This window comes from Actinotignum schaalii FB123-CNA-2, assembly GCF_000411135.1.
Classification (GTDB): domain Bacteria; phylum Actinomycetota; class Actinomycetes; order Actinomycetales; family Actinomycetaceae; genus Actinotignum; species Actinotignum schaalii_A.
The window spans coordinates 634,834-647,348 of record NZ_KE150263.1 but is presented as its reverse complement, the minus strand read 5'-3'; the positions used below and the strand labels follow the sequence as shown (position 1 = coordinate 647,348).

General features: G+C 61.9%; 9 protein-coding genes. 6 read left to right on the top strand and 3 right to left on the bottom strand.

The window, feature by feature from the left end; translation table 11 throughout:
- Window positions 1-9: 9 nt before the first annotated feature.
- The gene (locus HMPREF9237_RS09050) at window positions 10-1,584 is read right to left on the bottom strand and encodes a S1C family serine protease (RefSeq protein WP_016443248.1); all 1,575 of its coding nucleotides are present in this window, start codon (window positions 1,582-1,584) and stop codon (window positions 10-12) included.
- Between the two features lie 159 nt (window positions 1,585-1,743).
- On the bottom strand, window positions 1,744-3,513 hold the full coding sequence (locus tag HMPREF9237_RS08040; protein WP_016443247.1) for a dolichyl-phosphate-mannose--protein mannosyltransferase: 1,770 nt from the start codon (window positions 3,511-3,513) through the stop codon (window positions 1,744-1,746).
- A gap of 62 nt (window positions 3,514-3,575) precedes the next feature.
- Between HMPREF9237_RS08040 and rsmI the strand changes: the two genes are divergently transcribed.
- The 5 genes from rsmI (at window position 3,576) to HMPREF9237_RS08015 (ending at window position 9,723) form a co-directional block, all read left to right on the top strand.
- Window positions 3,576-4,427 (top strand): 16S rRNA (cytidine(1402)-2'-O)-methyltransferase, encoded by an 852-nt coding sequence (rsmI, locus tag HMPREF9237_RS08035; RefSeq protein WP_016443246.1) that lies wholly within the window; start codon window positions 3,576-3,578, stop codon window positions 4,425-4,427.
- A 278-nt stretch (window positions 4,428-4,705) separates the two neighbouring features.
- On the top strand, window positions 4,706-5,701 hold the full coding sequence (argF, locus tag HMPREF9237_RS08030; protein ID WP_016443245.1) for an ornithine carbamoyltransferase: 996 nt from the start codon (window positions 4,706-4,708) through the stop codon (window positions 5,699-5,701).
- Between the two features lie 125 nt (window positions 5,702-5,826).
- Window positions 5,827-6,783: a carbamate kinase gene (gene arcC / locus HMPREF9237_RS08025; RefSeq protein ID WP_016443244.1), complete on the top strand. Its 957-nt coding sequence runs from the start codon at window positions 5,827-5,829 to the stop codon at window positions 6,781-6,783.
- An 18-nt stretch (window positions 6,784-6,801) separates the two neighbouring features.
- Complete coding sequence (locus HMPREF9237_RS08020; RefSeq protein ID WP_016443243.1) at window positions 6,802-8,532, top strand: YfcC family protein; 1,731 nt, start codon at window positions 6,802-6,804, stop codon at window positions 8,530-8,532.
- Between the two features lie 225 nt (window positions 8,533-8,757).
- Window positions 8,758-9,723 (top strand): helix-turn-helix transcriptional regulator, encoded by a 966-nt coding sequence (locus HMPREF9237_RS08015; protein WP_016443242.1) that lies wholly within the window; start codon window positions 8,758-8,760, stop codon window positions 9,721-9,723.
- A gap of 30 nt (window positions 9,724-9,753) precedes the next feature.
- Here the strand turns inward: HMPREF9237_RS08015 and HMPREF9237_RS08010 are convergent, their stop codons facing one another.
- On the bottom strand, window positions 9,754-10,566 hold the full coding sequence (locus HMPREF9237_RS08010) for an isochorismatase family protein (RefSeq protein WP_016443241.1): 813 nt from the start codon (window positions 10,564-10,566) through the stop codon (window positions 9,754-9,756).
- Window positions 10,567-10,703: 137 nt separating this feature from the next.
- On the opposite strand from HMPREF9237_RS08010, the gene metG reads away from it, so the two are divergent.
- Window positions 10,704-12,515, top strand: coding sequence for a methionine--tRNA ligase (gene metG, locus HMPREF9237_RS08005; RefSeq protein WP_016443240.1), 1,812 nt, complete (start codon window positions 10,704-10,706; stop codon window positions 12,513-12,515).

The window sequence follows — 12,515 nt, the reverse complement described above, 5'->3', positions numbered from 1 at the left end:
TCCGACCGTTTAGTTCACCGGCGATTCGCCCAGCGTTACCTCAATGGTTTGCGGGGCCCCGCCGCCACGCGAAATTTCCAGGGTGATGGTGTCGCCTACCTTGTGGGTGCGTACCTGCTTGGCGACCTGGGCCGGGCTGGAAACCGATTGCCCATCCAGGCTCAGAATCGTATCGCCTTCCTTCACACCGGCTTTCGCCGCCCCGGAATTCGGGCCAACGGCCAGCACGGTCACGCGGCTTTGCTCACTGAGCCCCACGGTAATTCCGAGGGCGGCGTTCTTACCCACGGTTACGTTATCGTCGCTCTTCCCGGCGCGGATCTGCTCCACGATGGACAGGGCGCGCTCGATAGGAATAGCAAAGCCGTACACCTGGGCAGACGTGGTGCCCTGCGAGGCCGCGCTATTCATCCCCACCACTTCGCCTTGGGCGTTCATCATCGGTCCGCCTGAATAACCAGGAACCACATCGGCATCGGTGACGATCATATCCTTGAGGGTGTCAAAGCTCAGGCCATCCTCAGTGGCCACCCGCACGTCCATTCCCAGCCCGGTCACCTCGCCTTTAATTTCAGTGAGATAGCCCTGGCCGCGCCCGTTGCCCACCGCGCTTACTTTATCGCCCTGCTTAGCCGGGGTGCTGGCAATTTTTGCCGGAGTGAGCCCGGAAGCGTCCTTGAGCTGCAAAAGGGCGACGTCGCGCTTCTCGTCATGCCCGATAACACTGGCCGCATAGGTTTTCCCGGTTGCCGGGATCTCGACCTGGATGGCATCCGATCCCATAACCACGTGGTAATTCGTGAGCACCTGGCCGTCCGCCGTGAGGACAATCCCGCTGCCGGCCCCCATGCCGGAACCCATCCGCGCATTAATAATGGCCACACCCGCCGGGCTAACTTTTTCGCCCCGGTCAATAGGCCCGTCCGCACCGTGGTTGCCGCCCGGCAGCTGGGTGGGGAAATCCCGCGGGATCGGCATATACGGTTCGGCACCGCCCTGCTGGCGTCCGTCGTTCGGGGCGGTCAGTCCGTCATTGTATTGGAAACTAAAGGGATCTTTGACGGAAGGTGAGCTCGCCTGCGGTTCGGGAGCCAGGCCGAAATACCCCACCCCGGTGCCCACGAGCAGCGCGACCACCATACCGATAATGACAAGAATGGCGGTGGTGCCTTTCGAACGCCGCTTAACCGGCGCTGCCCCGAATTGCGGTGCGCCGCCGAACTGCGGTGCCGCTCCGAATTGCGTTCCGGCACCGAATTGCCCGCCGTAGCCGTATCCGTATCCGTACTGCTGCTGGGAGGCGCCGGGGTAGCCACTCGGATAAGGCGGCTGCGCGGAGGCATACCCTGCGGAGGGAACGCTGGGGTAGTGGTACGCATTCGTGTAGCTAGTCGATTGCGCGCCGCCGGCCTGCGTCCACGCACCTTGCGAGCTGCCAGCCTGCGCCCACGCACTTTGCGCGCCTCCGCCTTGGTTTGCACCGGGCTGGCTCGGATTCACGTGCGATTGACCCGGGCCGGCATGGTTCGCATTCGGCTGCTGCGCGCCCGGTTCGCCCGCGTCATTACGCCACTCATCTGTCATGTGAAACGTCCTTTCCTCACTCCGCACCTAGCCGCCGCCACGGCCGCCGCGGTGGTCCGGTCACATCGGGTAGCATGCCCGCCGATTCTGGAAAGTTTCTGAACGTTGTCCGAAAATGCGAGCATCGCCAGGTGCGCGCTTGCGCCGTGCCCACCCGCGCTAAATCCACGAAGGTAGCCACATGTGCAGGCGCCAAAACTCATAGGAAACGGTTTGCCCGGTCCAGATCGGGTACCAGAACAGCGCCGCCAGCACAATAAGAACGACGACGACGCCGCACGCCGTCAGCGTGCGGCGGCCTATCCGGCATCGCCACCACCGCACCGGAGAGGCGCATATCCCAACCGGCTTATCCCAGACGAAGTCCGCGTGGCCCCAGGCGCCGTCGTCGTATAAATCCGCGCGCACGCTCCCGCATCCGCGCGCGTGCGGGGCACCGAGCGCACCGGTGATATAGCCGAGGCCGTAGGTGAGGGCGAGGGCCACGAAGGGGAGGAAAGCGATGGCGTAGAACTGGAAAATGGTGCGGTCCATATACAGTGACCACGGCGCGGCCATGGCAAGATAGCCGCTCACAATCGCCCAGGCGCGCCAGTCGAAACGGGTGAAGGCCACCCAGAGCACCACGGCAAGGGCGAGGAGCGCCAGCCACCACACCACCGGATTACCCACCGACGTGACCGCTTGCACGCAACGCTCGCCGCTTGGGCACTGCCCGGCCATTTCTTCGGAGCTCGGCCACCAGAAAGAGACCGGGCGCCACTGCACAAACCACTGCCAGACCGAGGATTGGTAGGTGTGCGGGGTGGAGAGCCCGTTGTGGAAGTCCCACATTTGGCTGTGATAATGCGCCAGGTCGTTGAAAGAATTGGGGAGCCAGGGGAAGGGGAGAGCCTCGGGGGTACTTTCGCGTACGCCGGCCGCCCAGCCGTGCCCCCAGGACCGGCTATCGCGGAACCAGGAGAACCAGGAGGCCACGTACGTGGCCGCGGCGGTGGGAACCAGGTGGATAAAAGCGGGGATTCCCTCCTGGAAAACCGCGGCACCTCCCCACAGCCGCAGCCCCACCGCGTGACGGGCGGCCATGCCCCAGGCGAAGGCCACCAGGCCGAAAACCGCCACGGCGTAAATCCCGGACCATTTCACCCCGCAGGCCAGCCCGAGGAATACCCCGGTGGCCAGCATCCACGGGCGCCACCACACCCGCGGGCCCCAGGCAACCGGGCGCCCATCCGCGCGCACCGGCCCGGTAGCAACCCGGTGGGCTAGGCGCTCCCGGGTCCAATCGCGATCCCGCAGCAGCGCCCAGAATCCAGCCAGCACAAAGAAAGCCAGCAGGTTATCGAGGATCCCGATACGGGAGATGGTGATCCCCATGCCGTCCAGGGCCATCGCGATCCCGGCAACCCCGGCCAGCCACGGGTTGAGGAAGAGGCGCAGGGCGATGCGAACCAGCAGCGCCACCGCGAGCGTGCCGGCCAGCGCCACCATAAAGCGCCAGCCGAAGGGGGAAGTTTCCCCGAAAATCGCCTGGCCGACCGCCATGATCCATTTCCCGAGCGGAGGATGAACCACGTAGTCGCCGGCCGGTGAGGTATGGGAGAAGTCGCCGGTGGCGAAAGCGGTGTCGAACTCCGTGCCGCCCTGCCAATCCACTTCGTAGCCCAGGCGCAGCAGCGAATTCGCGCCTTTGACGTAGTAGGTTTCGTCGAACATGAGGCGGTCGGGGAAGCCCAGGCGGAAGAACCTGGTGAACGCGGCGATAAGCGTAACCGCTCCGGTCACCCACCACCCCAGCCGTTTTTCGGCGCGGGTGAGCCACTCTAATCCGCGCGGGGCCAGCCCGAGCCGGCCGCGCAGCTCGTCTTCATAGCGCTCCGCGCACTCGCGCGGGAGTCGCCCGATGGGTTCGCTTCGTTTTTCGCTCACGTGCGGATTCTATCGATAACTAGGCGCCCGCGCCGTAGTGCTGCGCGTGGCAGAATAGCAGAATGAGCACAGGTCAACACGCGGGAATTGTTCTTGCCGCCACCCCCATTGGAAACGACGCCGATGCCTCGCCGCGTCTGCGCGCCGAAATTGCGCGGGCCGATACCGTGGCCGCGGAAGATACCCGCCGTTTTTACCAGCTCGCCGCGCGCCTCGGCATCGAGGTGAACGCCCAGGTGCTCTCCTATTACGAACATAATGAAGCCGAACGCGGCGCCCACCTCATTGACCTGGCTCGCGCCGGTGCTCGGGTTCTCATGGTCAGCGATGCGGGAATGCCCGCCGTTTCCGACCCCGGTTTCCGCCTGGTCGTGCGCGCCCGCGAAGCAGGTATTCCCGTGACGGTGGTTCCCGGGCCTTCCGCCCCGCTCACCGCGCTTGTCGCCAGCGGCCTTCCCACCGACCGTTTTACTTTCGAAGGATTCCTCCCGCGTAAAACCGGGGAACAAGCCGCCGCGCTCGCGGCCTTGGCCAGTGAAGAGCGCACCATGATTTTCTTCGAATCCCCGCGCCGCCTCGGGGCCACCCTCGCCAATTTCGTCACCGCGTTCGGCGGTGAGCGCGAAGCTGCGGTATGCCGTGAACTCACTAAGACGCACGAGGAAATTGTGCGCGGGCCCCTGGCCGAACTCGCGCAGCGTTTCGCGGATGGTGCGCTCGGGGAGATCGTCGTCGTCGTTACCGGAAGTAGCGTGACCGAAAGGGAGGAACGGGCGCGCACGCGGGCCGTGGGCGACGTCGCCCAGCTGTGTCAGCTCGGCCTGCGCCGCAAAGATGCCGCCGCTTTCGTGGCCGCTCGCACCGGATTGCGCACGAATGAGCTCTACCGCGCCGCGCTCAGCGAGGGCGAATAAAGCGCGAAAATACGCGGGTTTAGTGGGGTTTAGTGCCGAAAAAACGCAGCTAAACCACGTTCCACCCGCACTCCACCCGCGCTTTCCTAGCGCACGTGACCCAGATCATGCACAGTAAAAACAACCCCCGGGGAACCGGGGCCGGGACATGATCCTCTCGCCGCGAGGCGGGTACGGGTTGGACAGCCAACAGTGATCCCAGGGGCCGAAGATGACCCCGTTACCGCTGGCCGGTCTGCCCGAACGGGACCACGGACCGCGCTAGGAAAGGAACGACAATGGCTGTCAATATCCGCGGACGCAATTTCCTCAAGCTGCTCGATTTTACGCCCGATGAAATCCGCTACCTGCTGCGTCTGTCCGCGCAGTTCAAGGAACTCAAGCTCAGCGGTACCCCGCACCGCTACCTCGAAGGCAAAAATATTGTGCTGCTCTTCGAAAAGACCTCCACCCGCACCCGCTGCTCCTTCGAAGTGGCCGGCATGGACCTGGGCATGGGAGTGACCTACCTGGATCCGGGCAGCTCCCAGATGGGTAAGAAGGAATCCATTGAGGATACCGCCCGGGTGCTCGGCCGCATGTACGACGGTATCGAATACCGCGGCTTCTCCCAGGAACTCGTGGAGGAAATGGGCGCCAAGGCCGGCGTGCCGGTATGGAACGGCCTGACCGACCTCTTCCACCCCACCCAGATGCTCGCCGATATCCTCACCGTGCAGGAAAACTTCGAGGACGGCATCAAGGGCAAGAAGTTCGTGTTCTTCGGGGACGCGCGCAATAACGTGGCGAACTCGCTCATGGTGGTTTGCTCCAAGCTGGGCCTCAACTTCGTGGCCTGCGGCCCGAAGGATCGCATGCCCGAAGAGTGGCTGGTGGATACCTGCAAGGAACTCGCGGCGGAATCTGGCGGCAGCGTGACGCTCACCGAAGATGCTGCGGCGGCCGCCACCGGCGCCCACGTGCTCTACACCGATATCTGGGTGTCCATGGGCGAACCGGACGAGGTGTGGGCCTCGCGTATTGCCGAGCTGGAAGCCTACCGCGTCACCCAGGAACTCATGGACAAGGCAGATCCGGAAGCGATCTTCATGCACTGCCTGCCCTCCTTCCATGACACGAACACCACTATCGGCGCGGAGATCGCCAAGAAGTTCGGGGTGACGGAAATGGAAGTGGAAGACCGGGTCTTCGAAGGGCCGCGTTCGCGCGTCTTTGACGAAGCGGAGAACCGCATGCACACCATTAAGGCCGTTATGTACGCAACCCTCTCCTAGGGGGTACAGGCACGCGCCCGCGCGGCCGTGCCGAGATAAGCGCGGGCGACGATGCCGGGGAGCTGGCCGCAGGTAGCAGGGCCGCACCGCGGCGCGTCGCCCGCGCGCAAAATAAGGACTGAATTATGACACAGGAACATACACAGACCGCCGGCGAAAAAATTGTGGTTGCGCTGGGCGGCAATGCACTCGGGAAAACCCCGGAGCAGCAACTGGAACTCATTAAGGAAACCGCACGTTCCATCGTGGATTTGGTGGCAGCTGGCAATGACGTCGTTGTCACCCACGGAAACGGCCCGCAGGTGGGCATGATCAAGGTCGCGACCGATAATTCCGCGGCTGCCGGGGAAACACCGTCTATTCCCTTCGCCGAATGCGGCGCCATGTCCCAGGGCTATATCGGTTACCACCTCCAGCAGGCCATCGAAGCTGAACTCGCGGCGCGGCAGCTTGCCCGCCCCGTTATTTCGGTGGTTACCCAGACTGAGGTCGACGCCGCAGATCCCGCTTTTGGCCGCCCGACCAAGCCGGTCGGGGCCTTCTTCACCGAAGAACAAGCCCGGGCCCTCATGGAGGAAACCGGAAACAAATACGTGGAGGATGCCGGGCGCGGCTGGCGCTGGGTGGTGGCCTCCCCGCTCCCTGTCTCCATCGTGGAACGCGATGTTATCAGCTCGCTTATTGATGCGGGCACCATCGTGATCGCGGCCGGTGGTGGCGGCATCCCGGTGGTCAAGGACGGTTCGGGGTACCGCGGAGTTGCGGCCGTCATCGATAAGGATCGCACCGCCGCGCTGCTCGCGCGGGAGGTCGACGCCGATACCCTCCTCATCCTCACCGCCGTGGACGCGGTCGCCATTGATTTCAATAAGCCCACACAGCGCGATGTGCGCGAGATGACGGTGCGTGAGGCCCGCCAGTACATCGAGGAGGAGCAGTTCGCTCCCGGATCCATGCTGCCCAAGGTGGAAGCTTGCCTCGAATTCGTGGACGGCGCGGCTGGCAAACGCGCCATTATTACCTCTCTGGAAAAGGCCGAACAGGGTATTTCCGGAGAGAGCGGCACCGCGATCACCGCCTAAGCCCGAAGGACTACCATCATGACAACACGCACAAACGATGCCACAGCCGGCAATGGGGCCGGCGGCATGGATAACAACCTCGCCCCGGACGGGCGCGAACACCGCAGCGGCCGGGAGGACGCTGCGGGCGTCGTCGTCGCGGATAACGAAAGCGAAGCCGTAACCGCAGGCAGTGGCGCGCCCGGTGACGGCGATTCCGGTGCGAAAAAGACACGCAAGAAGCGGCGCGGTATTACCATCCCGGGCGCTTTCACGATTCTCTTCTTCCTGACCATCGTGGCGGCTATCGCCACGTGGCTGGTGCCGGCCGGTTCCTACGCCAAGCTGAGCTACAGTTCCGATACCGGCACGTTCTCCGTGCTCAGCCCGCACGGGGATACCACCGAATACCCGGGCACCCAGGAAACCCTGAGCGAATTGGGGATGGATATTGATATCTCCCAGTTCACTTCCGGGGCGCTCAATAAGCCGATTTCCGTGCCCGGGTCCTATGAGTCCCTCGAGCAGAACCCGGCCAGTGTTTCCGATATTCCGGTCGCCATGGTGCACGGCACGATCGAAGCGGTAGACATTATGGTCTTTATCTTCGTGCTCGGGGGCCTCATCGGGGTGGTGAGAAAAACAGGTGCCTTTGAGTCAGGGCTCATCGCGCTGACGAAGAAAACTAAGGGGCACGAATTCCTCCTGGTCTTTGCGGTTGCCGTCTTTATGGTGGTGGGCGGATCGCTGTGCGGCCTGGAAGAAGAAGCGGTGGCCTTCTACCCGATCCTCGTGCCGATATTCCTGGCGATGGGATACGACTCGATTATCTGCGTGGGCGCGATCTTCCTGGCCGGGTCCATGGGAACCACGTTCTCCACGATTAATCCCTTCTCCGTGGTGATTGCCTCCAATGCTGCGGGTATTCCCTTCACGGACGGCATTATCTGGCGTGTGGGCGGGTGTATCGTCGGCGCCATTGTGGTGGTGTGGTACCTGCACCGCTACGCGAAAATGATTAAGAAGGACTTTACGAAGTCCTATGTGTACGAAGATCACGAAGCTTTCGAGAAACAGTGGGCGATGACCACCCACTCGGATGATGTGCCGGCCTTCAACTGGCAGAAGAAACTCATCCTCGTGCTCTTCGTTTCCGCCTTCCCGATTATGGTCTGGGGCGTGATGGCCATGGGCTGGTGGTTCCCGACCATGGCGGCCTCCTTCCTCACCATCACCATCGCGGTTATGGCAATTTCCCTCTTCGGGAAGGACCGGCTCAATGAGAAGCAACTAACGGACGCTTTTATCGAAGGCTCCTCAAGCCTCGTGGGTGTTTCGCTGATTATCGGGCTGGCGCGCGGCATCAATATCGTGATGAACGACGGGCTGATTTCCGATTCCCTGCTCCATTCGGCAACGAACCTGGTGTCAGGGATGTCCGGCCCGCTCTTCATCATTATTATGCTGCTGATCTTCTTCGTGCTCGGTTTCGTGGTGCCGTCCTCCTCCGGTTTGGCCGTGCTGGCCATGCCGATCATGGCGCCGCTGGCCGATGCCGTGGGTATCCCGCGGTGGATCATCGTATGTGCGTATCAATGGGGTCAGTACGCGATGCTCTTCCTGGCACCGACGGGTCTGGTTATGGCAACGCTGCAGATGCTCGATATGAAGTATCAGCATTGGTTCCGTTTCGTGTGGCCGATGGTGCTCTTCGTACTCGGCTTCGGCGGGGCGGCCTGCGTGGCCCAGGTGCTCATCTACGGCGCATAGGCGCGAAGAATACGGCTATCACTAGCCGAAACGCGCGGCTCCGGCGGGCTTGGTACCGCCGGGGCCGCCGCGTGCATTCCACTCGCCCGGAATTCTGGCAGTGGCGATTAATGCTTTTATAATATGACAGTACGGCGCGGGGAACTCGCGCCCGTGATCCCGAGGCGGAAAACCGAGACGGGTAACCGCGGCGGGATCGCGTGGGGAACGCAACGGAGCTATGCGATGACGATAGGGCTGTTTTATTACACCTGGGTAGTAGGGCTTTTCATCCTCATGGGTTCAGCGACGGCGCTTGCGTGTTACCTAGTTTCGCGCCGTCGCATGTTTTTGTGTTGCGCCGCTCTTTTCCTCACCTATTTTTTCGACGTCGCAACCGTGGCCCGCACGGACTTCACCCACCCGCGCAATATTGACAGCGTTTACCACATCACCGCACCCGTAGAATCAATCACCCTGGGCGCGCTGCTCATGGGCCTCATCTGGCTGACCTACGCCACCTTCATGACGGAACCGGAAGCGAAAGTGGAGTGGCGCAGCGCTCTTATCCCGGCCGGGATTTTCATCGTGGGGAGCGCCGGCGCGTTAATGATCACCAACCCGGCCTGGCGGGAGTTTGTGTTCTTCTCCGTGCGCGGCATCGTGGTCATCGGGATCCTTAGCGTGGCAACGTGGAACTACCTACGCGCCACCACCGGGGTGGAGAAAATTCGCCAGCGCCGCCACCGCTGGCTATACGTCACCACCTGGGTGACGGTACTGGGGACTTTCGCCTGGAATATCACCTTTATTTTCCTCGTTGCGCCCCAGGCGCATAGCGCTTCCGCGCTCGCCTTCCTTCCCGAACGCAATTTCCTGGAAAACCTCATGTACATCTGCTGGGTGATCCACGTGATGCGTTTCGGGGTGCGGGTGCTACGTATCCATTTCGACCGGCCCCCGGAAACAGTCAATCACCTGGAGGAGGATTTCATCGAATCCTCCCTGATGTTCTATTCCCAGGCGCGCGGGCTATCGAAACGCGAAGAAGAAGTGCTCGGCTACCTCATGCGCGGGAAAACAAATACCCAGATTTCCACGGAGCTGTATCTGTCTCCCTCCACGGTGAAAGTGCACGTGCACAATATCCTCAAGAAAAGCCAGGTGGCTAATCGCGAGGAGCTCGTCAAAGACTTCTGGCGCTCGGTCTAGCGTGGTTGCGAGCCGGAGCCGGAACCCGCTTTACTTCGCGGAGTCGATGCCGGGGCGGTAGTCGATATCGGAGAAATCGAAATCAGCCTCATTGACCTCATCCGAAAAGTCGATATTTTCATCTTCCTCGGCGTAGTCGTCGAAATCGTCGTCGTCGTACAGCTCGTAGTCATCATCGAGGTTCTCGAGTTCCGCTTCGGCAGCTGCAGCGTCGTCGTACGGATCATCGAATTCGTCCGGAACCTCGGACTCTTCGTAAAAACCGAAAGCATCCGCAGATTGCAGCTGCTCCACGCCCGCTTCGTCCATCTCCACACGGGCTGCGGCCCCGAGTTCCGGGGAGGTCGGTACGGTGAGGTCGGAAAAAACGCGGGTGCGGAAACCGTTGCGCACCGCATCGATGGCGGTGGCGCGCACGCAATGCGATTCGGCAATGCCTACCACGTCCACATCCGTGACTTCGGCGGTGCGCAGTACGTCCTCGAGGAGGTTACCCTGCGGATCGGTACCCTCGAAACCGGAATAGCCCGAAGCGTACTGGCCCTTCTTGAACTGGACATCAATGGGGAGAGCCGCGATGGATTCGTGCAGCTCCGCCTCCGGGGTATCGGCCACGCCGTGGGGCGGCCAGCTATCCACAAAATCCGGATTCTCGGAGAAATGCGGGCCCGGGTCGATATGCCAATCCTGGGTGGTGGCGATAAGAGCGTATTCTTCGGCGTTATCAGTGACAAAATCGGCAATACGTTCGGCAACGGCGTTACCGCCGTCCACCCCGAGGCTGCCGCCTTCGCAGAATGTGGGTTGCACATCAACAATGATGAGTGCGCGGGTCTCATCCATAGTCATCCTCCTGATGAAGCGGGTCATCACGCGGTGCGCGGCGGCCGGATGGTCAATCGCTGTGGCGAAACCGCGCCCTTATAGTTTAGGCGCGGGGATGCGGGCACGCTAGCGGGCGCGCTAGTAGAATGGTGGCTATGACTCATATTCTCTCCGCTGTTGCCTGGCCGTATGCCAACGGCCCGCGCCATATTGGTCACGTTGCTGGATTCGGTGTTCCCTCGGATGTGTTCTCGCGCTATATGCGCATGGTGGGGGAGGATGTCCTCATGGTCTCGGGTACCGATGAGCACGGCACCCCGATTTTGGTTTCGGCCGACGCGGAAGGAATCACCCCGGAAGAACTCGCGGACCGCAATAATCGCATTATTGTGGAGGACCTCGTAGCGCTCGGGCTTTCCTATGACCTGTTCACCCGCACCACCACGGTTAATCACGAGCGGGTTGTGCAGCAGATGTTTGAGGTATGCCGCGATAACGGCTATATGGTGGTGCAATCCACCCCGGTTGCCATTGATCCGGAAACCGGGAACACTCTCCCGGATCGCTATATTGAAGGCACGTGCCCGTTGTGCGGCTACAGCCCGGCCCGCGGGGACCAGTGCGATCATTGCGGTAACCAACTCGATCCGCAGGATCTCATCGACCCTGTTTCGAAGGTTTCCGGGAAAACCCCGCAATTCCGCGAAACCGAGCATTATTTCTTGGATTTGCCGGCGCTGGCGGAACGCCTGGGCCAGTGGCTTGATGAGGTGGAAGAATCCGGGCAGTGGCGCCCGAACGTTATCTCATTTTCCAAGCACCTTCTGGAGGATGTACGCCCGCGTGCCATGAGCCGGGATATTAGCTGGGGCATTCCGGTCCCCGGCTGGGAAGAGCAACCCTCCAAGCGCCTGTACGTGTGGTTCGACGCCGTTATCGGCTACCTTTCCGCCTCTATTGAATGGGCCCGCCGGCGTGAAGCCGCGGGAACCGGGAGCCGGGAAGATTGGCGCGCCTGGTGGAATGATGCGGAGGCCCGCTCCTATTACTTTATGGGGAAGGATAATATTGTTTTCCATTCCCAGATCTGGCCGGCCGAACTCCTCGCCTATAACGGGGAGGGAAGCCGGGGCGGCCAGCCCGGTGATTTAGGGCAGCTCAACCTACCCACCCAGGTGGTGGCTTCCGAATTCCTGACCATGGAAGGGGAGAAGGTCTCCTCCTCCAAGGGCGTGGTGATTTACGTGCGCGATGTGCTCTCGCGCTACCAGCCCGATGCGTTGCGCTACTTCATTTCCATTGCCGGCCCGGAAACTTCCGATGCTGATTTCACCTGGTCGGAATTTGTGCGGCGCAATAATTCCGAGCTGGTGGCCGGATGGGGGAACCTCGTTAATCGCACCGCGGCTATGATCGCCAAGAACTTCGGGGAAATCCCGGCGGCCGGGCCACTCGAGGCGGTGGATCGGGAGCTCCTGGATGCGGTGGAAGCCGGTTTCACCACCGTGGGTAATTCCATTGCCGCGCACCGCCAGCGCGCCGCGCTCACCGAAATTATGCGTCTGGTGCGGGAGGCAAACGGGTACGTTTCCGCTACCGAACCCTTCAAGATGAAGGATCCTTCCCAGCGCGAACGCTTGGGCACGGTGCTCCACACCCTTATCCAGGCGGTCTCCGATCTCAATACCATGATGAGCGTATTCCTCCCGCATTCGTCGAACGCGGTGGATCGGGTGCTGGGCGGGGCCGGTGATATTGCCCCGATGCCGCGCCTGGAGGAGGTCACCGACCTCGATTCAGGTAAGCCCTACCCGATTATTACCGGGGATTATTCTAATCTGCACCCGTGGGAGCGGGTGGAGGTCCAGGTCGGTACCCCGATTGCCAAGCCGTCCCCGGTGTTCACCAAGCTGGATGCCAGCGTGGTTGCTGAGGAGCTGGAGCGCCTCGGCATCGATAAGGCCTAA